Source organism: Bordetella tumulicola, assembly GCF_965138755.1.
Lineage (GTDB): Bacteria > Pseudomonadota > Gammaproteobacteria > Burkholderiales > Burkholderiaceae_B > Bordetella_A > Bordetella_A tumulicola.
This window is the reverse complement of record NZ_CBCSFP010000005.1, coordinates 40,460-64,845: the sequence shown is the minus strand read 5'-3', so window position 1 is coordinate 64,845 and position 24,386 is coordinate 40,460. Positions and strand designations below refer to the sequence as shown.

At 59.9% G+C, this 24,386-nt stretch carries 21 protein-coding genes and 2 pseudogenes; 7 read left to right on the top strand and 16 right to left on the bottom strand.

Annotation, left to right across the window (positions count from 1 at the left end):
* Positions 1-240: 240 nt before the first annotated feature.
* From acs to ACNAZS_RS14485, 4 genes are all read right to left on the bottom strand, one after another.
* The gene (gene acs / locus ACNAZS_RS14500; RefSeq protein WP_415790463.1) at positions 241-2,220 is read right to left on the bottom strand and encodes an acetate--CoA ligase; all 1,980 of its coding nucleotides are present in this window, start codon (positions 2,218-2,220) and stop codon (positions 241-243) included.
* A 240-nt stretch (positions 2,221-2,460) separates the two neighbouring features.
* Positions 2,461-3,813 (bottom strand): MFS transporter, encoded by a 1,353-nt coding sequence (locus tag ACNAZS_RS14495; RefSeq protein WP_415790461.1) that lies wholly within the window; start codon positions 3,811-3,813, stop codon positions 2,461-2,463.
* Entirely contained in the window at positions 3,810-4,217 is a 408-nt protein-coding gene (locus ACNAZS_RS14490; RefSeq protein ID WP_415790459.1) for a heme-binding protein, read from the bottom strand. The genes ACNAZS_RS14495 and ACNAZS_RS14490 overlap by 4 nt, the downstream gene beginning before the upstream one ends.
* Positions 4,214-6,103, bottom strand: a complete 1,890-nt coding sequence (locus ACNAZS_RS14485; protein ID WP_415790457.1) for a propionate--CoA ligase — start codon at positions 6,101-6,103, stop codon at positions 4,214-4,216. The genes ACNAZS_RS14490 and ACNAZS_RS14485 overlap by 4 nt, the downstream gene beginning before the upstream one ends.
* 260 nt (positions 6,104-6,363) lie before the next feature.
* Here ACNAZS_RS14485 and ACNAZS_RS14480 point away from each other — a divergent pair, with 260 nt between their 5' ends.
* Entirely contained in the window at positions 6,364-6,987 is a 624-nt protein-coding gene (locus tag ACNAZS_RS14480) for a C40 family peptidase (RefSeq protein ID WP_415790455.1), read from the top strand.
* A gap of 77 nt (positions 6,988-7,064) precedes the next feature.
* On the opposite strand, the gene ACNAZS_RS14475 is transcribed toward ACNAZS_RS14480, so the two are convergent.
* The 4 genes from ACNAZS_RS14475 to ACNAZS_RS14460 all read right to left on the bottom strand — a co-directional run bounded on the left by ACNAZS_RS14475 (position 7,065) and on the right by ACNAZS_RS14460 (position 11,415).
* Positions 7,065-7,379, bottom strand: a complete 315-nt coding sequence (locus ACNAZS_RS14475) for a DUF2325 domain-containing protein (RefSeq protein ID WP_415790453.1) — start codon at positions 7,377-7,379, stop codon at positions 7,065-7,067.
* Positions 7,380-7,569: 190 nt separating this feature from the next.
* Complete coding sequence (locus ACNAZS_RS14470; RefSeq protein ID WP_415790451.1) at positions 7,570-8,514, bottom strand: CysB family HTH-type transcriptional regulator; 945 nt, start codon at positions 8,512-8,514, stop codon at positions 7,570-7,572.
* A 137-nt stretch (positions 8,515-8,651) separates the two neighbouring features.
* The gene (locus ACNAZS_RS14465) at positions 8,652-10,145 is read right to left on the bottom strand and encodes a CoA-acylating methylmalonate-semialdehyde dehydrogenase (RefSeq protein WP_415790449.1); all 1,494 of its coding nucleotides are present in this window, start codon (positions 10,143-10,145) and stop codon (positions 8,652-8,654) included.
* A 52-nt stretch (positions 10,146-10,197) separates the two neighbouring features.
* The gene (locus tag ACNAZS_RS14460) at positions 10,198-11,415 is read right to left on the bottom strand and encodes an ABC transporter substrate-binding protein (protein ID WP_415790447.1); all 1,218 of its coding nucleotides are present in this window, start codon (positions 11,413-11,415) and stop codon (positions 10,198-10,200) included.
* A 145-nt stretch (positions 11,416-11,560) separates the two neighbouring features.
* Between ACNAZS_RS14460 and ACNAZS_RS14455 the strand changes: the two genes are divergently transcribed.
* Positions 11,561-12,481: a LysR family transcriptional regulator gene (locus ACNAZS_RS14455; protein ID WP_415790445.1), complete on the top strand. Its 921-nt coding sequence runs from the start codon at positions 11,561-11,563 to the stop codon at positions 12,479-12,481.
* A gap of 11 nt (positions 12,482-12,492) precedes the next feature.
* On the opposite strand, the gene lptF is transcribed toward ACNAZS_RS14455, so the two are convergent.
* Positions 12,493-13,590: an LPS export ABC transporter permease LptF gene (gene lptF, locus ACNAZS_RS14450; protein ID WP_415790443.1), complete on the bottom strand. Its 1,098-nt coding sequence runs from the start codon at positions 13,588-13,590 to the stop codon at positions 12,493-12,495.
* 54 nt (positions 13,591-13,644) lie between these two features.
* Between lptF and ACNAZS_RS14445 the strand changes: the two genes are divergently transcribed.
* The 4 genes from ACNAZS_RS14445 to ACNAZS_RS14430 all read left to right on the top strand — a co-directional run bounded on the left by ACNAZS_RS14445 (position 13,645) and on the right by ACNAZS_RS14430 (position 17,104).
* Positions 13,645-15,141, top strand: coding sequence for a leucyl aminopeptidase (locus ACNAZS_RS14445; RefSeq protein WP_415790441.1), 1,497 nt, complete (start codon positions 13,645-13,647; stop codon positions 15,139-15,141).
* A gap of 54 nt (positions 15,142-15,195) precedes the next feature.
* A complete protein-coding gene (locus tag ACNAZS_RS14440) occupies positions 15,196-15,645 on the top strand; it encodes a DNA polymerase III subunit chi (RefSeq protein ID WP_415790439.1) in 450 nt (149 codons plus the stop codon).
* Positions 15,646-15,762: 117 nt separating this feature from the next.
* Positions 15,763-16,164 (top strand): hypothetical protein, encoded by a 402-nt coding sequence (locus ACNAZS_RS14435; RefSeq protein ID WP_415790437.1) that lies wholly within the window; start codon positions 15,763-15,765, stop codon positions 16,162-16,164.
* A gap of 229 nt (positions 16,165-16,393) precedes the next feature.
* Complete coding sequence (locus tag ACNAZS_RS14430; protein ID WP_415790435.1) at positions 16,394-17,104, top strand: Bax inhibitor-1/YccA family protein; 711 nt, start codon at positions 16,394-16,396, stop codon at positions 17,102-17,104.
* A gap of 77 nt (positions 17,105-17,181) precedes the next feature.
* On the opposite strand, the gene ACNAZS_RS14425 is transcribed toward ACNAZS_RS14430, so the two are convergent.
* On the bottom strand, positions 17,182-18,285 hold the full coding sequence (locus ACNAZS_RS14425) for a vWA domain-containing protein (RefSeq protein ID WP_415790433.1): 1,104 nt from the start codon (positions 18,283-18,285) through the stop codon (positions 17,182-17,184).
* A 345-nt stretch (positions 18,286-18,630) separates the two neighbouring features.
* Between ACNAZS_RS14425 and ACNAZS_RS14420 the strand changes: the two genes are divergently transcribed.
* A complete protein-coding gene (locus ACNAZS_RS14420; protein WP_415790431.1) occupies positions 18,631-19,299 on the top strand; it encodes a PliI family lysozyme inhibitor of I-type lysozyme in 669 nt (222 codons plus the stop codon).
* Positions 19,300-19,313: 14 nt separating this feature from the next.
* Here the strand turns inward: ACNAZS_RS14420 and recO are convergent, their stop codons facing one another.
* The 6 genes and pseudogenes from recO to lepA all read right to left on the bottom strand — a co-directional run bounded on the left by recO (position 19,314) and on the right by lepA (position 24,244).
* Positions 19,314-19,901, bottom strand: a complete 588-nt coding sequence (gene recO / locus ACNAZS_RS14415) for a DNA repair protein RecO (RefSeq protein WP_415790429.1) — start codon at positions 19,899-19,901, stop codon at positions 19,314-19,316.
* Positions 19,894-20,784: a GTPase Era gene (gene era, locus ACNAZS_RS14410; RefSeq protein WP_415790427.1), complete on the bottom strand. Its 891-nt coding sequence runs from the start codon at positions 20,782-20,784 to the stop codon at positions 19,894-19,896. The genes recO and era overlap by 8 nt, the downstream gene beginning before the upstream one ends.
* Positions 20,781-21,542, bottom strand: coding sequence for a ribonuclease III (rnc, locus tag ACNAZS_RS14405; protein WP_415790425.1), 762 nt, complete (start codon positions 21,540-21,542; stop codon positions 20,781-20,783). The genes era and rnc overlap by 4 nt, the downstream gene beginning before the upstream one ends.
* 5 nt (positions 21,543-21,547) lie before the next feature.
* Positions 21,548-22,319: pseudogene (lepB, locus tag ACNAZS_RS14400) on the bottom strand (signal peptidase I); the annotation flags it as partial.
* A gap of 1 nt (position 22,320) precedes the next feature.
* A pseudogene (locus ACNAZS_RS14395) lies at positions 22,321-22,429 on the bottom strand (signal peptidase I); the annotation flags it as partial.
* Between the two features lie 21 nt (positions 22,430-22,450).
* On the bottom strand, positions 22,451-24,244 hold the full coding sequence (gene lepA, locus ACNAZS_RS14390; RefSeq protein ID WP_415790423.1) for a translation elongation factor 4: 1,794 nt from the start codon (positions 24,242-24,244) through the stop codon (positions 22,451-22,453).
* Between the last annotated feature and the right edge of the window lie 142 nt (positions 24,245-24,386).

The window sequence follows — 24,386 nt, the reverse complement described above, 5'->3', positions numbered from 1 at the left end:
CCTCGCGGCTAGTACGCCGCTCGGATTCGCCAGGCACAGAACAGTCCGCAGGGACTGTTCTGTGTCCGGGCTCATCCCCCAAGGGGGCGTTTTTGCCTTGGGGCGGCCCGGCGGCAAAAAAAGCGCTCGAACCGATATGGATCGGAACGAGCGCACTCGATGATACTCCTGCGGCGCCTGGCCCTGCCCCATCACCCTATGCGTGACGGGGTCACGTGTTGACACCGCGCCATCGGATCATTACACGGGCTTTGATAACTGATCGAGAATGGCGGGGTTTTCGAGCGTGGAAACGTCCTGCGTGACTTCCTCGCCCTTGGCCACGACGCGCAACAGGCGACGCATGATTTTGCCCGAACGCGTCTTGGGCAAGTTTTCGCCGAAACGTATGTCTTTGGGCTTGGCGATCGGGCCGATTTCCTTGCCCACCCAATCACGCAATTGCTTTGCAATGGCCCGTGCGTCATCACCGTCGGGCCGAGGACCCTTGAGCACCACAAAAGCCACGACAGCCTCGCCGGTCGTGTCATCCGGGCGGCCCACGACTGCAGCCTCGGCCACCAGTTCGTGCGAGACCAGCGCGGACTCGACCTCCATGGTGCCCAAACGATGGCCGGAGACATTGAGCACGTCGTCGATACGGCCCATGATCCAGAAATAACCATCGGCGTCGCGCTGCGCGCCATCGCCCGCCAAATAGCAGCCGTTCAACTCGGGCGGGAAGTAGCTTTTCTTGAAACGCTCGGGATCGCCCCAAATGGTGCGAATCATGGCAGGCCAGGGACGCTTGATCGCCAGGAAACCGCCGGTGCCCGGCGCTGCCTCATTGCCCGTTTCGTCGACCACGGCAGCGGCAATGCCCGGCAGTGGCAACGTGCACGAGCCCGGTTTGGTGGGTGTCGCGCCCGGCAAGGGGTTGATCATGTGGCCCCCGGTTTCGGTTTGCCACCAAGTATCGACGATCGGGCAACGCTCTTGACCAACGTTTTTGTGATACCAGATCCAGGCTTCGGGATTGATGGGCTCGCCCACGGTCCCGATGATGCGCAAGCTATTCAGATCGTAGTTGCTCGGATGCGTGGACGGCGTGGCGTCGGCGGCCTTGATCAGCGAACGAATCGCCGTAGGCGCGGTATAGAACGTCGTGACCTTGTGACGCGCGATCATGTCCCAGAATCGGCCCGCATCGGGATAGGTCGGCACGCCCTCGAAGACGATTTGCGTCAGGCCGGCGGCCAGCGGACCATAGGTGATGTAGGTGTGCCCCGTGACCCAACCCACGTCGGCGGTGCACCAATAGACGTCGTCTTTGCGTGCGTCGAAAGTCCACTTCACTGTCATCAGGGCCCACAGCAGGTAACCCGCTGACGAGTGCTGCACGCCCTTGGGTTTGCCGGTGGAGCCAGACGTATACAGGATAAACAGTGGATGTTCGGCATTGACCGGCACCGGCTCGCACGTATCGGCCTGACCGGCCTCGACATCATGCATCCACAGATCGCGCCCTTCGGTCCAGGGCACATTGCCGCCCGTGCGTCGATAGACGATGATTTTGGTCACGGCGTCGCAGCCGCCCATCGCGATGGCTTCTTCGACGGCGGGCTTGAGGGGAATCGTCTTGCCGCCACGAACCTGCTCGTCGGCGGTAATCACGACCGATGCGCCGACATCGCCGATGCGCTCTTGCAGGCTTTTAGCCGAAAAGCCGCCAAACACCACCGAGTGCGTCACGCCCAGACGTGCGCACGCCTGCATGGCCACGACCGCCTCGATCGACATGGGCATGTAGATAATGGCACGATCGCCCTTCTTGTAGCCCAGGGATTTCAGGCCATTGGCAAAGCGGCACACGCGCGCGAGCAATTCGCGATAAGTGATCTTGTTGACCGTGGCATCATCGGACTCAAAGATGATGGCCGTCTTGTCGGCGTTGCCGTTGGTCAGGTGTACGTCCAGACAATTGGCCGAAACGTTCAATTCACCGTCGCCAAACCAGCGATAAAACGGCGCATTGGACTCGTCGAGGACTTCGGTGAAGGGTTTGGTCCAGGTCAGATTTTCACGTGCATGACGGGTCCAGAAGCCATCGAAATCCTGTTCGACTTCCTGACACAGGGCACGATAAGCATCCAGGCTATCGATGCGCGCGCCTTTTGTGGCCCGTTCCGGCGGCGGAAAAACACGCGTTTCAACCAGGACGGACTCGATAGAATTGGACATGCTTGTCTCCGGATTCATGATGTTTTGAAATTGCGTTTGCGGCTATACCCAACCGTATCGCCGCGCTCTTACGAGCACCTTACGATGCGCGCCTGCGCCGGGACGTCATCGTCCACATTGCGTAGAGGCTCACGGCTACTAACGTAAGGATACCAGCCCAAACATCCCGGTTTTATTGCGGCGCACCATCGCAGAACGTCAATGCGCTGGCGTCCACACAGGCATTTGCAGTTAGCCGCATCAGACCGCCTCTTGAGCGCGACGCGCCAGGCCACGTCGCACATCGACACGGGCCAGCAGCAACAGGCCGCCGACGAAGAATATGCCGGTGACCAGAATGGCCAGGCGGTGATTGCCGGCCGTCACCCAGGTTACCAGGCCATAGGTCAATGGGCCGACCACGGCGGCCAATTGCACGGCGAACGTCCAGAGCGCAAAGAACTCCGCCAGTCGCTTGGCGGGCGCCATCGCACCCACCATAGCGCGGCCCGCGCTTTGGCTGGTACCCATGCACAGGCCCGCCAAAATCGCCGCCACCCAGAATACCGCGACGGTGACGGCGGCATAGGCGACGAGCACCATCACGATCCACCCCACCAGGGTGATACCCAACGCCCGCTTGTGACCGATACGGTCTTGCACATAGCCGAAGCTGAACGCCCCTACCGCCGCACCGATGTTGACAGTGAAGACCAGCAACATGATCTGCGGCATGGTGAATCCCATGACCTGATCGGCGTAAATCGCGGCCAGTGTCACGACAACGGCAATACCCGCCTGATAACACGCTCCACACATCAACAACCTGCGGAATTCGGGATAATGCGTGCCGGTATCACGCCAGACGGCAGCCAGTTGGCTCAGCATGCCCGGCGCATTCAACGCCATGCCTTGCGGCACAGCACGCTCACGCAACAAGAAAAACGAGGGTAACGCGGCCAGCGCAAAAACCAGGGCGGTGATGACGATCACCCAAGGCACATATTGCGGCGCGGTCAGTCCGCGCGATTCCCCGATCGTCACGACGGCCAGAGACAAGCCAAGGGTCAGCATGCCGCCGCAATAACCAAAGCTCCAGCCCCATCCCGATACCCGTCCCAGCGCCTCGGGGCGCGCCAGCTCTGGCAAAAATGCCCCCACCACGGACTCACCGATGCAATAGCAGTAGTTGGACACCGCCAACGCCACCAACGCCAACCAGACGTCTCCCGGCCCAGCCTGTGTCAGGACCAGCGTCGCCACCACGCAGCCCGCCGTACTGCTATAGAGCAACCGCCGCTTGGCCGCGCGTGCGTCGGCCCGGGCGCCCAATCGCGGCATGGTCAGCATGATGAGGAGATACGATAGTGAGAGCGCCGCCGTCCAGGCCAATGTCGCCCAATGTGCGCGCTGCCCGACCACGCTGACAAAATACGTACTGAACACCGTGGTCAAAATCACGGTGGTATAGCCGGAATTGGCGAAATCGTACATGGCCCACGCCCAGACTTCGCGGCGGGCAACGCCGGGATTCAGCGCGCCCGACACACGGTCTGTCGTGGGCAATGTGACGGACTCCGCCGCCTCGGTATCCGGCGGCAGAGGCTGTGTCACAGACCTAGAGCCGCGATGCCCGCACGCGCGATTTCGACGTCTTCGGTCGATTTCACGCCCGACACGCCCACTGCGCCAACCACCTCGCCATCGGCAATGATGGGTACACCGCCTTCCAACATGCCCTCAAGAACCGGCGCGGACAGGAACGCAATACGGCCCTTGTTGATGAGTTCCTCGTAGCCACCGGACTCGCGACGACCCAGCGCGGCGGTCTTGCCCTTGGCCGGCGCAATATGGCTGGAAATCGGCGCTGCGTTATCCAGTCTCAGCAGACCCAGCGTATGGCCGCCATCATCCACCACGGCGATGGTCACCGCCCAGCCATTCTTGACCGCATGGGCCTCAGAGGCGGCCAAGATTTTCTTGACGTCTTCGGCGGTCAACACGGGTTTGCTCTTCATTGCAGTGACTCCTTGATTTGTTCGAGAGAAGTGGGGTCTTCGATGGTGGTGAGATCTCCGGGATCGCGACCTTCGCATACGGCAACAATCGCACGACGCAGGACTTTGCCCGAACGCGTCTTGGGCAAAGTGGACACAAACCGGATGCGCGCCGGACGCGCAACCGCGCCCAACTGCTCCTCCACCACACGCATGATATCGCCTTCCAGCGTGCGTGCGGATTCCGGCTGATCGGCCAGCGCCGAATTTTTGAGCACCGCGAAGGCCATCGCCACTTGCCCCTTCAACGCATCGGCCACTCCCACGACGGCACACTCCGCAATCCCGGCGTGGCTATTGATGGACTCTTCGATCTCACGCGTGCCCAAACGATGCCCGGCCACGTTGATCACGTCATCGGTGCGGCCCAGAATGAACCAATAGCCGTCCTCGTCGACCTGACCCCAATCAAACGTGGAATACAACTGACGACCCGGGATCGAGGTGAAATACGTCTGCACGAAACGTTCGTCGTCGCCCCATATGGTCGACATCGCCCCCGGTGGCAACGGCGGCGCAATCGCGACCACGCCTTTCTCACGAGGCCCGAGATCCTCGCCCGTCTGCTCGCTCACAATGCGTGCGTCAAAGCCATATACGGGGAACGACGGGCTGCCAAAGCGCGTCGGCACGCGTTCGACGCCGGGTTGGGCTGACAGGATGGGCCAGCCCGATTCCGTTTGCCAGTAGTTGTCGATGATGGGCTTGCCCAATGCCTGAGAAATCCATTGTGCCGTGGGCTCATCCAGTGGTTCACCGGCCAGATACACCGCACGCAACGACGACAAATCGTGCCGCGACAGCAACTCGGGCGCCTGTCGCTTGAGCACGCGCACCGCAGTGGGTGCCGAGAACAAGGTGTTGACACCAAAGCGTTCGACCAGTTTCCATAAAATCGCCCCATCGGGCCGCACGGGCGTGCCCTCGTACAGAATCGTTGTCTGACCACCGATCAACGGCCCATACACGATGTAGGAGTGTCCCACGACCCAACCGATATCGCTGGTACAAAAATAGGTATCGCCGGGCTTGCCATCGAAGAGGTACTCCATGGACGACGCCAGCGCTACGGCATATCCCCCCACGTCGCGTTGCACCCCCTTGGGTTTGCCGGTCGTGCCCGAGGTGTACAGGATATAGCTGGGCTCCGTGGACTCGAGCCATTGCACGGGGACTCTGGCCCCGTCGTGACGTTGACGCAGCTGCGCATAGTCCAGATCGCGTCCCGCCTGGCGCTCGCATGGCGCCAGGCCACGATCCAACACAATGACGGAACCGGGCGGATGCGCGCACAAGGTCAACGCCTTGTCGAGCAGGGGTTTATAAGGCACGACCTTACCAGCGCGCGAGCCCGCCTCGGTCGACACAATGACCTTGGGCGTCGCATCATCAATACGCTGGGCCAGATTCACCGAGGCAAATCCGCCAAACACGACCGAGTGCACCGCCCCCAAGCGTGCGCAGGCCAGCATCGTAAACACGGCCTCGGGCACCATGGGCATATAGATCAGTACTCGGTCGCCATGACCCACGCCCTGCTCGCGCAGCATGGCTGCCACGGCGTTGACCTCGTCGTAAAGTTGTCGACGGGTATAGGTAATTTCGCGATCCACCTCGGTCGAAACCCAGATCAGCGCCGGCTGATCCGCCTGCTGAGGCAGCCAGCGGTCCACCGCGTTGTAGCAAAGATTGGTCTGCCCGCCCACGAACCAACGTGCAAAGGGAGGACGGGAAAAATCCAGAACTTGCGAAAACGGCGTTTCCCAGTGGACGCGCTCGGCCTCGGCACGCCAGAAGGCATCCCGATCCTCAATCGAACGGCGATGAAAATTGCGGGTCTTTTCCATGCGGGTCTCCGGATATGCGCAGGATGATGCAGGCGCCATAGCATTGTTTCCCCTATTGTCGCGGGCAAAGCTTGCGTCAGACTTGCCAATAAACCTGGGGAATTCCCGTATCCGGTGCCTGAAATACGCGGTCTCTCGCTGGAAATGTCGCTTTTGTGGAACAAGGTCTCATATGAAACAAGGTGTTTGCTAGAATCGCAACATCCCCTTTTCTCATCAGCGCTTGGCCCTGTGTCTTTCGGGCATGCACACACCTGCTCATGACGCGCGCGCACGACACGCAAAACGATGGATTGACTTACCGAATGCCGGGTTTGCTGGCAGTCGTCCTGTGCCTGTTGCTGGCCGGCTGCGCGGGTAGCGGTACGTACCGCGATGCGGATGCCGATACGCTAGACCCTGCAGACTTGGCTCTGGCGTCCTTGTCAAAGGACCCGATCGGCGCGTTGGTCTCGCGCAAGCACAGTGCCCAACGACGTCAAGCCATCGGGAATCCAATGATCAGCGAGGCGTTGGATCAACTCGGCATACGCTACCGCTACGGCGGCACGTCACCCGATACGGGTTTTGATTGCAGCGGCCTGGTGTTTTATTCGGCTGAACGCGCATTGGGTCTGAAGCTGCCACGTGACTCCTCGTCCATGGCATTGGTAGGCACGGCCATCGACAAGCCCGAACTCCAACCCGGTGACCTCGTATTCTTTAATACCTTGGGGCGGCGTTATTCGCACGTGGGGATTTATTTGGGCGATGACCGCTTTGTACATTCACCCAGTTCGGGTGGCGTCGTCCGAATCGAAAAAATCACGCTGGCCTATTGGGCCAAACGCTATAACGGCGCCCGCCGTCTCGATGGCGATCTGCTGGCATCGGCCGGCCACTAGACCCCCTCCCAGTCCCGGCCCCGAATAAGCAGACTGCGTTCACGTCAAACGCAGTCTGTGTCTGGCACAGCGACGTATTAATGCAACCCGCACAACCCACACTGTTGCAAAGCCTGTTGCATGCTGCACACCGAGCGACGGCATGCCACCACCCGGATACCGCCACGCTGAGCCGCATTGCGGAACGTCTTCATCACGTTGTGGCCGAGAAAATCGGTCAGCAAAATGACGAGTTGGGTGCCTGACGGTAATTGCAAGGTTTTCTTTTGATGCGATGGATCACGCCCACTGATGTGATGCGTGATCGAAATGTTATGCCCCTTCAGCAGGTCCGGAATATTTCCCAGCCTGTCTGCGCCGACGACTACTGCGCTAAGCGCTGCTGCTGTCATGATGTGAACTCCAGATCGTTGAGACATGGAGTTAATGATAATGATTCCTATTTTTTAGTCAACACAAATGAGATCGGTTCTTATTTAATTATTTAATCGGCCTCAGTCCTGACATAGCAAGGCTCTTCATGACCACAGCCCATGAAGGCGCCGATTGGTCATCGACACCGCAGGGACTGCGCACGGCGATCTAGTCGCGGCTGCCCTGAACCGCCTCGGTGACCACCTTGCGGGTGAGGCTCGGCGCCATCATCTCCAGGAAGGTGTACACGTAGTCGCGCAGGAACACCCCTGCCTTGACCCCTACTCGGGTCGTGTGCGTGCCAAAGAGATGCCCTACCGGCAGGCCGACCAGGTTGCCATCGCGACGAGGGTCGTACGCCACGCCGGCAATAATGCCGATGCCGAGACCCACATCGACGTAGGTCTTGATCACGTCGGCGTCGATGGCTTCAAGCACGATGTCGGGATGAATGTTCTGGCTGGCAAAGACCTCGTCGATGGTGCTGCGACCCGTAAAGGCACGGTCATAGGTGACGATGGGATATTCCGCCAGTTGCTCTAGCGACAAGTTTCGGGCGGCGCTGGAGGTCAGCTCGGCCAATGGATGATCGGGCCGCACCACCACCGTATGCTCCCACGTATATACCGGCAAGGTTGCCAGGCCCGGCGTCAACGCCAAGGACTCAGTCGCCAGGGCCAGGTCCGCCTGCTCGTGCAGCACCATTTCGGCCAATTGTGCCGGACTGCCTTCGGCCAGCGACAGATGGACTTTGGGAAACTGTTTACGAAAGCCCGGGATCACGCGCGGCAGCAGATAGCGCGCCTGCGTATGGGTGCACGCAATCACCAGGCCGCCTTCATCACGGCGGGCAAACTCGTCACTGACTTTTTTGAGATTGTCGACTTCGCGCATGATGCGGTCGATCACCTGAGACACGGCCAAACCCGGCTTGGTCAGCCCCTTGATGCGCTTGCCGTGCCGTTCGAAAATCTTGATACCGAGCTCGTCTTCAAACTCGATAATGGCTTTTGATACACCTGGCTGCGAGGTGTACAGCATGCGGGCGGCTTCGGTGAGGTTGAAGTCACGGCGAATTGTCTCGCGCACAAAGCGAAATTGTTGCAGGTTCATAATGGCCCCGAATAGATGGGCCATTATAAGTAATATAGAACCTATTTTATATAACTTATATTTATAAACTTAGAGGAAGCGAAGAGGGAACGGTCCGCCGCCAACCGGCCAGCGCCAGACCATTCCCTTGGCCATGCTCAACGCATCGAGATGGTGGTATTCACCGTCCGCCCGTGGGAAGACCAGCGAGCCGTGACCGTCTTGGTTTGTGTCCAGAATTGCACGGCTTGCTTGCCGTTCGGGCCCAGGTCACCCCGCTTTGAGCCGCGCGAACCCGTGAAACTGAACCACGCCACCGGCACGGGGATGGGGATATTGATCCCCACTTGGCCGACATCGATGTTGTTCTGGAAGTAGCGCGCCGCGCCGCCATCCTGCGTAAACAGGGCCACCCCATTGCCGTTGGGATTACGATTGATAAACGCGACGGCTTCTTCCAGGGTTTCGACACCGACCACGCACAGCACGGGGCCAAAGACCTCCTCGGTGTAGATGGTCATGTCTTCGGTCACGCCCTCAAACACCGTCGGGCCCACGAAGTTGCCTTGCTCGAAGCCTGAAACGGTCAAATTGCGTCCGTCCAGCAGCAGCTTGGCGCCCTCGTCCACCCCTTTTTGAATGAGGCTTTCGACCCGTTTCTTTGCATTGGGCGAAACCAATGGCCCCAGATCGGCCCCACGGTCCGTACCGGCATTGACTTTCAGGCGCTTGGCACGCTCTACGAAATCGGGCAACCAGTTACGGGCTTCACCCACCAGCACCGCCACCGACGCTGCCATGCAACGCTGACCCGCGGCGCCGAATGCGGCGCCAATGAGCTGATTGAGAGCCACCTCGGGATCGGCGTCGGGCAAGATCACGCAGTGGTTTTTGGCACCCATCATCGCCTGGCAACGCTTACCGGCATCAGAGGCACGTTGGTAAATCTCGGAACCCACGCGGGTCGATCCGATAAACGACACGGCCTTGACATCGGGATGCTCGCACAAGCCGTTGGCAATTTCAGGCCCGCCATGCACTACGTTCAGCACCCCCGGCGGCAGCCCCGCCTCTAGCGCCAATTGCGCCAGGAACAGGGACGAGGTGGGATCTTGCTCGGATGGCTTGAGCACAAACGTATTGCCGCAAGCGATGGCCAACGGGAACATGAAGCACGGCAACATGACGGGGAAATTGAAAGCGGTAATCCCCGCGCAGACGCCCAACGGCTGGATCAAGGTATAGACATCAATGCCGCCCGCCGCATTCTCGGCATATTCGCCCATTTGCAGGCTGGCGATCGAGCACGCGTGCTCGACAACCTCCAGGCCGCGCCCGACTTCGCCTTCGGCATCGGGCAGCGTTTTGCCGTGCTCACGCGTGATCATCTCGGCCAATTTGCCGGTGTTCTCGCGCAGCAAGTGCTGCAGCTTCAGCATGACGCGCATGCGCGCGCCCTGCCCTGCATTGCGCCAGGTCTGAAAAGCCTCTTTGGCATTGGCCACGGCCAGATCCAGTTCCTCGCGTGTGGCAAAGGGCACACGCGCCACGACCTGCTGCGTCGCCGGATCAATCACGTCGCGCCACTCTGTCGTCTTGGACTGCACGAGCTTGCCGCCTATCAATAGCGGAACGCTGGGAACTTCACTCATGATGACTCCTTTTGCCTGATGAATTACCGCCATGTGGCGGAAGAATTAAGCGTTACTTTTTAAGCAGCGGACAACTGGATTCGGCCAGCGGCTGAAAAGCCTCGTTCGCCGGGATCGTGGCGATCAGTCTGGAATAATCCCAACCGCCCTTGGACTCGTCCGGTTTTTTGACTTCGTACAAATACATATCGTGAATCACACGGCCGTCAGGACGGATGCTGGCGTTGCGCATGATCGGATCCTTGATGGGCAATTCGCGCATCTTGTCGGCAACGGTATGCCCTTGCGTACTGCCGGTCGCGGCCACCGCACGCAAGTAATGCAATACGCTGGAATACACCCCGGCCTGCGTCATCGTCGGCTTTAGACCGCGAAACGCTTTTTCGAAACGCGCCGCCCAAGCGCGTGTGTCGTCGTCGTAGTCCCAATAGAAGCCATCGACATAGGACAGGCCCTGCGCATTTTCCAGACCCAGGGCGCGTAGATCCGACAAGAAGATCAACAGCGACACCAGACGCTGCCCACCCTCGACAATCCCAAATTCGCGCGCCTGCTTGACGGCATTGACGGTGTCTTGGCCGCCGTCAGCCAAAGCCACGACTTGCGCTTTGGAGCTTTGGGCTTGCAACAGATACGAGGCAAAATCAGGCGCATTCAAGGGATGGCGCACCGACCCCGCAACAGTGCCGCCGAGCGCTTTGACGGCCTTGGCGGTGTCGGCCTCCAGCGAATGCCCAAAGGCGTAGTCCACCGTGATGAAGTACCAGGATTTGCCGCCCGCCCGCACGGTGGCTTTGGCCCCGCCCGCAGATTGCGAATACGTGTCGAACATCCAGTGAAAACCGACCGGCGAGCATTCCTTGTTCGTCAGGGCGGTGGTGGCCGGCCCCGAGAACATCACCACTTTATCTTTTTCGCGTGCGATGCCTTGCACGGCCAACGCCACAGCCGAATTGGTCAGATCGGCAATCGCCGTCACGCCATCGCGGTCAAACCATTCCCGGGCGCGAGCAGCGCCCACGTCGGCCTTGTTTTGATTGTCTGCCGAGAGCAACTCGATCTTCATGCCCTTGCACTCAGCCGCCAGGCAATCGTCGATCGCCATTTGCGCCGCCGCGACGGAACCCGCGCCGCCCATCGCCGCATACGTGCCTGACATATCCGTCAAAACACCGATTTTGACTGGGGGTTTATCCGCGGCCACTGCTTGGCCGACCCACATAGCGCCCAGGCACAAACCGGCGGCCAAGCCGCGAGCGTGCAATGTCATGATGATGTCTCCGGTAGTTATTGATGTTGTGAGCGACCCGTCGTTGTGTTCCGCGGATCTGCCGATCTAGTGTAGATGTGTAAAAATCATCAAGCAACCGGACAAAATGCACATTCGTTGTGCATAAATACACAAAGGGATTTTCATGCTGGATTGGGACAGCCTACGCTACTTCCTGGAGGTCGCGCGCACCCAGCGCGTCAGCGCCGCGGCACGCAAGCTGGGGGTGGAACACACCACGGTCTCGCGGCGTATCCGTGCCCTGGAAGCCGAGCTGGATTCCTTGCTGTTTGAAAAATCGCGCAATACGGGGTTCCTCTTGACCGACGACGGGCAACGTCTGTTCGTTTATGCCGAACAGATGGAGAGCGCGGTTCACAGTGCACGAGAAAATTTGTCCGGCATCGGCCAGGCCCTGTCAGGCCATTTACGCATCGGCGCCACAGAAGGGTTCGGCAGTTATGTGCTGACCCCACTGGCGGCGGATTTTCAGCGGCGTTATCCCCACATTACTCTGGACATCCTGCCGGTACCGCGATTTGTCAGCCTGTCTAAACGCGAAGCCGACCTGGCCATCACGATTGAACGCCCGCAACGCGGCCCCTATATCTGCACCAAACTGTGCGACTACACCCTGCGTTTATACGGCACGCCCGGCTACCTGGCCAACCATGCACCGATTCACGAACGGGCCGATCTGGCCGGCCACACGTTTATCGGCTATGTGGACGAATTGCTGTTCAGCGAGCGCCTGCGCTACCTGGAAGACCTGCTGCCCGAGAGTCGCGTCGTGCTACGCAGCACCAGCGTGATTGCGCAGTATCACGCGACGTTGCAAGGGCGCTCGCTGGCAATTCTGCCGTGCTTTATTGCCGCCCAGGATCCGCGATTAGTGCCGGTACTGGAAGACGAGATCGCGATCACGCGCAGCTTTTGGATGTATTGCCACGAAGACCTTCACAAACTCAAACGGATGGCGATTTTGTGGGATTTCATGCGCCGCTCGGTGACACGTAATACCAGGCTATTGGCGGGCAAACAGGGCACGATGCGCTATTTGCCCTGACTCGGTAGGCGTTATGGTTGCTTGGGCGACTTGACCCGCAAGCGTCGCATCAGCAGGTAGGTGGCGAGCAGCAGTACCACCAGATGGACGGCCCAGACACCGATGCCAAATGGCAGCTTGCCGCCGCTGATCCAGGCCCGCGATAGATTGATCATGTTCATGTAGAGCAAGCCGACGAGCCCCGCAATCAGCAGATCTCCGGAACGGCCTAACCGCGGATTCACGGCGCCCAGCGGAATGGCGAGGAACGCCAGATTCAGCGCCGCCAAAGGCATGGATATCCGCCACATGATCTGTGACCACGAGCTATCCGTGTCGTCGGCCACCAATTGCAACGTAGGACGCGCCTTGGTGGAGCGTTCCGCAGCGGCGCGAGCTTCGGCCAGGGGGTCGCCCGATTTGCTCTCGAGCCGCATGCCGTATTTATCAAAATCCACCAAGCGGATTTCCGGCGTACCCGGCTTCAGGTCATAGCGATGGCCACGGCCCAGCACGAGGAAGCGATCGCCGTTGGGCTCGGTCGTGATGCGCGCGCTGCTGGCCGTCATGACGCTATGCCACTCGGGACCGGTTTCGCGAGCAAACACGTTGCCCAATTCATCCTGAGGGTTCGTCGGTTCCTCAGCAAAAAACACACGCTCGCCGTTGTTTGATTCGGCAAACTGGCCTGCCGTGACTTTGGACAAATCCGAACGCTGCTCGAAGCGCTCGCGGTATTCGGCGATTTGCCGATACGCCCACGGGGAAGCCACCAACGTCAGGACCGCGATCAGCCCGGCCGTCGGCACCGCCACGCGCAACACCGGGCGCAACCAGTCGGCCAGCGACAAGCCGCTGGCGAACCAGACCACCATTTCGGATTCGCGATAATTGCGGGTGACCGTCGTCAACACCGCGATGAATAACGACACCGCCAACACAGTCGGCAGCGCGGTAATCGTAGAGAATGCAGCCAGGCCCAGTACCACGTCGGCACCGATCGAGCCCCCTGCGGCTTCGCCGAGCAAGCGCACCAATAGCACACTGAGCCACACGACCACCAGCGTGGAAAACACAACGCCAGCATGGCTGGTGATCTCGGCGACGACAGACCGTTTGAATAGAGACATGTGAGAATATGCGGGATAATCAACCGCACTGCACCACGCACACGGGAACCCTCCATGGAATTTAGCACACACACTACCGCTTCCCTGCATCAAATCAAGACGGCCGCGCTGGCGATCGGCATCTACGCCGACGGCGAGCTCAGCCCCGCGGCCGACGTGATCGACCGTGCCAGCGATCATGCCGTTCGAAATGTCGTCAAAACCGAGTTCCGTGGCCGCGCTGGCGCCACCCTCGTACTGCGCTCGCTACCCGGCGTAACGGCGCAACGGGTGGTGCTCGTCGGCCTGGGTAAGCAAAGTGAATACAACGCGCGCGCGCATGCGGCAGCCGAGCAAGGTTTTGCCGCGTATTGCGCCACGGCCCGCCTCACCGAGGGGGCCTCGACCCTGGTGGCCAATCCCGTCGCCGACGTCGATCTGCGCACCCGTGCCCGTAGCGCCGCGATTGCCGCGGGCGCTGCCACCTATCATTACGACACGACCTTCAGCGCCCCCGACCGCGACGCTCGCCCGAAACTGAAGAAAATCGTACAGGTGGTCGACCGCGCCGATGTCGCGCAAGTCCAGCAAGGTCTGCGCGAAGGCGCCGCCATTGCGCACGGCATGGAATTGACCCGCAACCTGGGCAACCTGCCCGGCAATATCTGCACACCCACCTATTTGGGCGATACCGCAAAAAAACTGGCGCGCGAATTTGGGTCGCTCAAGGTCGAGGTCCTGGATCGCAAGCAGGTCGAAGCCCTGGGCATGGGCTCATTTTTGTCCGTCGCGCGCGGCTCCGAAGAACCGCTGCGTTTCATTGTCTTGCGCCATCAAATCAAGGCGGCAAAGAAATCCAAATCGGGTCCGGTCGTGCTGGTCGGCAAAGGCATCACCTTTGACGCGGGCGGCATCTCGCTCAAGCCGGCCGCCACCATGGATGAAATGAAATACGACATGTGCGGCGCCGCCAGCGTGCTGGGGACGTTCCGCGCCCTGGCCGAATTGGAGCTGCCGGTCGAGGTCGTAGGCCTGATCGCGGCCTGCGAAAACCTGCCCAGCGGCAAGGCCAACAAGCCGGGCGACGTGGTGACCAGCATGTCTGGCCAAACCATCGAGATCCTTAATACCGACGCCGAAGGCCGACTGGTATTATGCGATGCCCTGACCTACGCCGAACGATTCAAGCCGTCGGCCGTCATCGATATCGCGACGCTGACTGGCGCCTGCGTCGTCGCGCTGGGCCACGTCAATACCGGTCTGTTCTCGACCGACGACAGCCTGGCCGACGCGCTGCTGTCGGCCGGCAAGCAGTCGCTCGACACAGCGTGGCGCCTGCCGATGGACAGCGCCTACCAAGATCAGTTGAAGTCCAATTTCGCTGATATTGCCAACATCGGCGGACCTGCAGCCGGTTCGGTGACGGCAGCCTGCTTCCTGTCGCGCTTTACGAAGGCTTATCGCTGGGCTCACCTGGATATCGCCGGCACCGCTTGGCGCGGCGGTAAAGACAAGGGTGCGACGGCCCGCCCCGTACCCATGCTGATGCAATTTTTGCTGGACCAGGCCTGAGGGTCGTTCATTGATAATGACCTTTGACGCCCCCTCTCGCACCCTCGTTCGCTCATGACGCGTATCGATTTCGCCTTTGGTGCGGGTGATCGCTTGCGAGCCGCCTGCCAGGTGGCCCGCAAGCGCTATCAGGCAGGTCAACGACTGATTGTGTACTGCGCCAATGGATCGCGCCTGACGGCGTTTGACCGTATGCTCTGGGCATTTGATGACATCTCGTTCGTACCGCACGTCCTGGTTACGGATCCGCTCGCCGCGCAGACGCCCGTGCTGTTGACTGCCGCCGCGCCGCAGGCCTCGACGGTCACGGCCGAGGGAGGCGACCCTCCCTGGCTGCTGAATCTGGATGACGATTGCCCCCCCGGTTACGATGGCTTTGCGCGACTATTGGAAATCGTCTCGGACGATCCCGACGACCGGCAGGCGGCGCGTCAACGCTGGCGCACCTATCAGGCCGGCGGGCATGACCTGCATAGTCACGACTTGGCCGGTCGCATTGGATAACGGGGTATCGACTGCGCCGTCGGGCCGCCCTGACGGTGGCGATCTCCCTGATGGTCGACACGATTCCGAGCCCGTTTAGACGTTTACCTTCACGAGCAAACTCCCAATGGAGCCACCATGCCTCACCCCTCTGATCCCGGCATCCCGACCTTGACCCAGCGGGCCGAACCGACGCTGGCGCCCGCCACACCGGCGCCGCCTCGTCAAATCCGGCCCGAACGCGACGATCTGCCCGTATTAACCGAGGTGGCTGACCCTGACGCGCCAGTTCTCGCCCCGGGCACCGCAAATGCGCACGCCCCTCAGGCCGCCGGCGGCGCGCACTCGCCACAGGCCGCATTCAGCACGGCAAGCCAATCCGACGCCAATACCGCGGTGTTACGGGCGGCTCTGCAAGCCGAGCTGGAGCAAACGCTGCAGCGCGCCTTGGATGACGCTACGGCGCAGTTGAGAGCGCGCCTGGAGGCCGAGCTGCCTGCCCTGATCGACCGCGCAGTGAAAAGTGTGCGTCCGGGTTGACCTACCCCTTGTGCCCAAAGAATTTTCCCCCATCTACAAGCGGAATCCGTCCGGCACGAATCCGCCGGAGCGGTCATAATGATTCAGTTTCCACGCAAAATTTGCGTACATATTGACCAAAACTAGAGTGGCACGCCGATTAAGTAGATATTTCAGGGAACTGTAAGGTATTCTATCCCTCTAAATACATTGGTTAGGCAACCCCGTTTGCCACACACAGGAGCCGTCCATGAACAATTACCGCCCTTCCCCCTTCAACCGCACTGGCGCCATTGCCGGCGCGCCGGGCGAGGTCGTCCGTAACAAAGTCTTGCGCAATACCTACTGGCTGCTGGCGCTGTCGTTGATCCCCACAGTGCTGGGTGCGGCGGTTGGGCTGTATACGGGCATCAACCAAGTCATGATGACCAGCCCCGGGCTGTCAGCGATCGTGTTTCTGGTCGGTGCTTTCGGCTTGATGTTTGCTATCGAAAAGAACAAAAACAGCTCACTGGGCGTCGTCCTGTTGCTGGCCTTCACGTTCTTCATGGGCATCATGCTGTCGCGCCTGCTGGGTTTTGTGCTGGGCATGGGCAACGGTGCGCAACTGGTCATGATGGCCTTCGGTGGCACTGCGGTGGTGTTCGGTACGATGGCAACACTGGCCACCAGCATCAAGCGCGATCTGTCCAACATGCAGAAATGGCTGTTTACCGGTGCAATCGTCATCCTGCTGGCGGCAGTGGCCAACATCTTCCTGCAGTTGCCCGCCCTGATGATCACCATCTCGGTGTTGGCGATCGTGATCTTTTCGGCCTTTATGCTGGTTGATCTGCAGCGCGTAGTAAACGGCGGCGAAACCAACTATGTGTCCGCCACGCTGGCCATCTACCTTGATGTCTACAACGTGTTCTCTAACCTGTTGATGCTGCTGGGCATCTTCGGCGGCAATCGCGAATAAACCCGATCAGTACTGCGTACTCCTGAGGCCCGCCTTTGTGCGGGCCTCATTCTTTTTATCCCAGTGACATTGGGTCTCTATGGCAGGTCCGTGTACGCCGACATGACCCGCCGGCGATCACGATCAATCCGATTATTGATGCGCTCGAGTTCCGCCCTCGCTTGATCGACAAACGCGTGCATCTCGGTTTCCAGCTCCTCATGCCAGCCTTTTAAAAAGCCATGTGCCTCAAGTGCTGTAGCCGCATCGATCTGCCCGGCATTCACCATGCTCTGGGTAACGGCGAGGAATTGGTCTGATTCATGGTGCACGATGTCCTGCACACAGGTAGTGGCATGATTGGCGGCGCCCATCGCCTGGGATGTATTTTCTTTTTTGATCTTCAACGCCGCCGCATCATAGGCCTGCGCGCCGTCCCGATCGACGTAGGTCACCCGCAGATGCGCTGCCAATTCGTGTTCGTTGGCGGCGTGCACGAAGACCCCGCCACCCGCCTGTGCCACTTTGGCCAGCACATCGCGTTCCGGCAATGACACATCAAAACCAATGATATTGACGATGGTCTCGCTCTCCGACTCATGCACGGTCTTGGCCGCCGCGACAGGGTCCCCGCCACAGGTCTCCAAGCCATCGGACACGACTAACACGATGGGCGGTTGTCCGTCTTTAGCCAATGAATCCAGACTTTGGCCCGCGGCCATAATCGCACCGGCCAGCGGCGTCCAGCCCTTTGCCTGCAAGCTATCGAGCACCTTGGACAGGGGTTTGCGCGTAGCGGGCGTCGGCCCGGACAACATTTCTATGCCCGCACAGGACAGGGCCTTTTCGCTCTCGTTATTGTTGCCCTGATGGCCAAAGGCGAGCACGCCAACTTGAGCCCCCCGGGGGGCAGAACGCACGAACTGGCGTACCGCCGTTTTGGCCATCATGATCTTGCGCGTGCCATCAAGGTGGCGCTGCATGGATCCCGACGCGTCAATAGCCACAACGGCGGCGCTACTCCATGGTTTTCCCAAGACCTTGGGTGTACCGGGTAACGGCGGCGCACCGTGCAGTCGATAATTGGAAAAACAGGCTTCGACGCCCTGACCGAACTCGGCCAGAAAATCGTCATAGAGTTCCTCGGACGTCCATGATGTCCGCTTGGGGGACAGCGTCGGCGCGTCGGCACTGATTGCCATCGCAGGAATCAACCACACGCAAAGCGTGGCCCATCCGATCCATCGGCGATCCCCCGCGCGATGGTTATTATTAAGTATTGTGCTGTCCAATTTTCGCCTCTTTCAGGGCGCGACGGGAAACGATCTCCCGCCCACACCCCGCGCCAACGATACCATCACAGCAGAAGAAAACGAGAGGGAAAACCTTGGCAAGCCTGTTACAAGCGATACCGCCTATAACTGCAGCAAATCCAGCAACACCCGTCGAGGGCACATCGACACGACCCCACCCTACGGCCAATGGCATGGACATCCGGGCCCGACGTGTGCTACATGATAGGCTGCCGCCCAACCCAAGAGCCCCGGATGACACTCCACCCCCTACGCCCTACCCTGGCTTGTTTCTCGGTCGTCGCGGCGCTGGCCGTGCACACGGCTGACGCCAGCTCACCCGCCGCCTGGCAACAACAAGAAGACAAGGCGCTGCGCCTATGCGCGCAAGCCTCGGGGCTGGGGCAAACCGAGCAGGTCGGCATGCCCATGCAGTTCGACGACCAATCGGGCCAGACCGCTCTGCTGATCCGCGGCCGAGCGCCCCAAGCCCACATGCAGGGAGCGGCACTGACCATGCTGTGCCTGGTCGACCGCCGCAGCAACCGCGCCAGCGTCGTCGAATGGACCGGGTCCGCCAGCCCAACCGATGCCGCCGCGCCAGCCCCTATCGTGGTGCCGCTGTCCAAGGCCCCGGCAGCGCTGGTGGTGGCCCAGGAAGCGGGCGAACCCGCGTCCATAGGCACCTACAGCGTGCGCCTGTATCGCGACCTGTCGGTCGGCGACTATGCCGACGGCCTCATTCGCTCGCGCAACGGCGAACTGCGCCAGGCAAAACTCGAAGATGTCGATGGCGACGGCCAGCCCGAGTTGGCCGTGACCCTGGTTACGACGGGTTCGGGTAACTACGTGACCCGGGATGTATACAAGGTGCGCGACGGCCAGCGCCTGGAATGGATGCCAGCGCTGTCCAAAAGCCCCTGAGGTGCGCCGCGACGCTATATTTTTTGCAGATCCAGCAGCACTCGCCGGGTAGCCAGCGGACGCCCCGCCAAGTTGGCGGCCAAGCGTTCGCGCAGATCGCGTCGCAGGCCGGGCTCGATCACCGGGTCGTCGAAATCAGGAGGATCCTGGTCAACGCCATAGCCGGTTTCGCGCAACAAGGTCCATTCAAACCGCCGCAACGCGCCGGCCGCACGGGTGCCGCCCGCCAATTGCTGCAAGGCGGTGTCGTAGGCATCGAACAACGCCGGGTGCGCGTCCTCGCGAGGCAGCAAGCGCAGCAACAATTCGTTCATATACCAGGCCGACATCAGCGCCGTGCCCGTCAGCGGTCGCAGCCCCGCGACCTCGGCACGCGTCAGTGTCTTGACCTCGCCAGCCCCGCTCCAGGAGAGCAAGAGGGGCTGAAAGGCGGACAGTACCGGCCGCAGCACCGAATAAGGGCGCTTGGCACCCTTGGCGACCAGGGCTACACAGCCATGTTCACGGGAAAAGCTCTGGACGATCAATGAGGTTTCGCGCCACGCGGTTGCGTGGAGCATAAAAGCGGGGCAATCCTGGACGCGGTTTGCCCGTCTACTCATAGCCCAAATCGCGTAAAGCACTTTCGCGATCAGACCAGCCCTTGCGCACCTTGATATAGACCTCCAGGTGCACCGGTTTGTCGACCAGCTTAGCGATATCCTGGCGCGCTTCGGTCGCGATGCGCTTCATGTGCTCGCCGCCGGACCCAAGCAGGATAGGACGATGGCTTTCACGTTCGACCACGACGCAGGCCGCCACACGCAACCCTTGATCGTTCTCTTCCCATTGCTCGATGACGACCGTGCAGGCGTAGGGCAACTCGTCGCCCACCAGGCGGAAGATTTTTTCGCGCAGCAACTCGGCGGCGATGAATCGCACGGGCCGGTCAGTCAAAGTGTCTTCTTCGAAGAGGGGTTCGCCCTCTGGCAGCCGCGTGGCAATCTCTTGCAATAGTTGATCCAGTTGCTGAGATTTTTGTGCACTGACAGGTACCACCGCATCGTAGGGATGCAGGGCCATGATTTTGGAGACAAAGGCGAACAAGTCGTCGCGATGCTTGATGGCGTCGATTTTGCTGACCACCAGGATCGTCCGCTTGGGATCGGGCAGCAACGGCAAGAGCTTAGCGTCACCGTCCGTCCATTTGCCGGCCTCGACCACGTGCACCACCACATCGACGTCGGCGAGCGCCTGTGTCACGACCCGGTTCATCATGCGGTTCATCGCGCCACCGTGGCGCGTCTGAAATCCGGGCGTATCTACGAAAACAAACTGTTCGTGTTCTTGTGTCAGTACGCCATGAATACGATGGCGGGTCGTCTGCGCCTTGCGCGAGACGATGGAGATTTTCGAGCCGATCAAGGTATTGGTCAGCGTGGATTTGCCGACATTGGGGCGGCCAACCACGGCCACAAAGCCGGTTCGGAAAGGGGTATCGCTCATTTGACCTCTTGGGCAACTGCCACGGGCAGTGACAATTGCGCTGTTTTGCGGGGCTTGCCCGATTTGCGCCCAGAACGCCCGGTAGGGCTGGCGACCTGGGCTGCTTCTAGTGCCAGTTTGGCGGCAGACTGCTCGGCGGCGCGCCGACTGGCGCCCGGGGCTATGACTTTAATCTCCAGCGAGGGAATCGCGCATTCGACCTCGAATTGCTGACTGTGGGCGGCGCCATGCGTGGCCACGACCGTATAGATCGGCAAGGCTAATTTGCGTCCCTGCAAAAACTCTTGTAACAGCGTTTTGGCGTCTTTTCCCAGGGTTTTGGGATCCATGGTGCTCAGCACGGGCTGATATTGTCGCGCGATGACTTTGCGCGCCACCTCAAAGCCCCCATCCAGGAAAGATGCACCAAAAATGGCTTCGACCGCGTCGGCCAAAATCGAGGGCCGGCGAAATCCGCCGCTTTTCAGTTCGCCCTCGCCCAGGCGCAGGTATTGCGATAACTCCAGGCGCTGCCCGATTTCCGCTAGCGACGCCTGCTTGACCAGATTGGCCCGCAAGCGGGACAGGTCCCCCTCATCCAGTTTGGGGAAACGCTCGAACAGCAAGGCCGCGACGACAAAGTTCAGCACGGAATCACCCAGAAACTCCAGGCGCTCATTGTGATGAGCACTATGGCTGCGATGCGTCAGCGCTTGCTCAAGCAAGGCAGCATCGCTAAAGCGATAGTCCAGGCGGGTTTCCAGCGTGGCAAGTGACATGTCAGTTAAAAGCTGCCAATGCGGCCAAGGTTGCTGAAGTTCATCCAAATGAAGAATGCCTTTCCGACCACATTCTCATCCGGGACAAATCCCCAATAACGGCTATCGGCGCTGTTATCACGGTTGTCGCCCATGGCGAAATAATGGCCTTCGGGTACTTTGCAGCGTACTCCATTACGGGCGTACTGGCAGTTACCGATGTTGGGAAACTGCCATATCGGACCGATCATCTGGTTTTTGTTTTCATCTAACAGTATCTGATGATCAATTTCGCCCAATTTTTCCTTATATTGGGAAATATAAGTCACACGGTCGGGCTCGAAATATTCTCCGTCGCGAACGTGCGGCACCAGGGTGCCGTTGATGTAGAGTTTTTTGTCCAGGTAGGCAACCTCGTCACCCGGCAGCCCGACGATACGTTTGATGTAATCCACGTCCGGATCGACGGGATAACGGAAAACGACCACATCCCCACGCTCCGGTGCGCCGACGTCGATGATTTTCTTATCGACGATGGGCAGGCGAATGCCGTAGCTGAACTTGTTCACCAGGATCAAATCGCCGGATTGCAGCGTGGGCAACATGGAGCCAGACGGAATGCGGAACGGCTCGACCACGAACGAGCGCAGCAGAAACACGAACACAATGACGGGAAAAAAACTGACGGCGTATTCGACCCACCATGGCACGCGTGTCGCGGATTCGAGGGCCGCTTGACGCATACGCGTGGCCTCTTGGGGGTCTGTCACATAGCGGGTGTCGACGGCGTCGACGGCCNCCCGGCCGCGCGCTGCACGCCGCCGCCGCAATACCGTCACGTCCAGCACCCAGACAATACCTGTTACTACCAACAGCACAAAAAGTATTAGCGCAAAATTCCAACTCATGAGGGTGTCGCCTTTTCCTTACTATTTGTCGTCGACTTGCAAGATAGCCAGGAAAGCTTCTTGGGGAATTTCCACGGCGCCTACCTGCTTCATACGTTTCTTGCCGGCTTTCTGTTTTTCGAGCAGTTTTTTCTTGCGGGAAATATCGCCGCCATAGCACTTGGCCAACACGTTCTTGCGCAAGGCCTTGACGTTTTCGCGCGCGATGACTTCGGCGCCAATGGCCGCCTGAATCGCCACGTCAAACATCTGGCGCGGAATCAGGCCCCGCATCCGTGTCACCACGTCGCGGGCTCGGTAGCGTGCATTGGCCCGGTGCACAATCAAGGCCAGCGCATCAACCCGATCGCCGTTGATCAGCAAATCAACCTTGACGACGTCAGCCGAGCGGTACTCGAGAAACTCGTAATCCATCGACGCATAGCCGCGCGAGACGGATTTCAGCTTGTCGAAGAAGTCCAGCACGATCTCTGCCAGCGGAATCTCGTAGGTCAGATGCACCTGGCGGCCGTGGTAGTTCATGTTGATCTGGACACCGCGCTTGTTGTTGCACAGCGTCATGACCGCTCCCACGTACTCTTGGGGCATGAACAGAGTCACCTTGACGATAGGCTCGCGAATATCGAGGATCTGGCCGACCTCGGGCATGCGCGCCGGGCTGTCGATGATCGCAAAGGAGCCATCGCGCTGTTCGACCTCGTACACCACCGACGGCGCGGTGGTGATGATGTCCATATCGAACTCGCGTTCCAGGCGTTCTTGCACAATTTCCATGTGCAACAAGCCCAGGAAACCGCAACGAAAACCGAAACCCAGTGCTTGCGAGACCTCGGGTTCGAACATCAGGGCGGAATCGTTGAGCTTGAGCTTTTCGAGCGAATCGCGCAGTTGATCGTATTCGGAGCTCTCGACCGGATACAGGCCTGCAAACACCTGCGGCTTGACCTCTTTGAAGCCTGGCAACGCCTTGGCAGCGGGCTTGCCGGCCAAGGTAACGGTATCGCCGACCTTGGCATCGGCCAGCTCTTTGATGCCGGCGATGATGAAACCCACCCCACCCGCCGAGAGCTCGGTACGCGGCTGTGATTTCGGCGTGAACACGCCCAGTTGCTCGCAAAAATGCGTCGCCCCCGACGCCATCAACAAGATCTTGTCTTTCGGACGCAGCTTACCGTTGACGATACGCACCAGCATGACCACGCCCACATAGTTATCGAACCAGGAGTCAATAATCAACGCCTGCAGAGGCGCGGCAGGATCGCCCTTGGGCGGTGGCACGCGAGCCACGATGCTTTCCAGGATCTCGTCGATCCCCATGCCGGTCTTGGCACTGGCCAGAACGGCGTCATCGGCGTCAATACCGATAACGTCCTCGATCTCCTGGCGTGCTGACTCGGGATCGGCCTGCGGCAGATCCATTTTGTTGAGCACGGGCAACACCTCGACGCCGAGGTCGATGGCGGTATAGCAGTTTGCGACAGTCTGCGCCTCTACACCCTGCGAGGCGTCAACCACCAACAGGGCCCCCTCGCAGGCCGACAGCGAACGGCTGACCTCGTACGAAAAGTCGACGTGGCCCGGGGTATCGATCAAGTTCAGGTTATAGACCTTGCCGTCTTGGGCGTGATATTCCAGCGCGGCGGTCTGGGCCTTGATAGTAATGCCCCGCTCGCGTTCGATGTCCATAGAATCCAACACCTGAGCCGACATTTCGCGCGCAGCCAACCCGCCGCAACGCTGGATCAGGCGGTCGGCCAAGGTCGATTTGCCGTGATCGATGTGAGCGATGATGGAAAAATTGCGAATATGCTGCATAGAGTGAATTTATTAGGGACAGAATACGCGTGAACACAATACGCGCAAAACAGGCACAAAAAGCGCCGAAATACAGGCAAAAACGGATATTTGGCCGCCTGCACACACACAAAACCCCGCGCAAAACGCCGGGCGGCCAGCC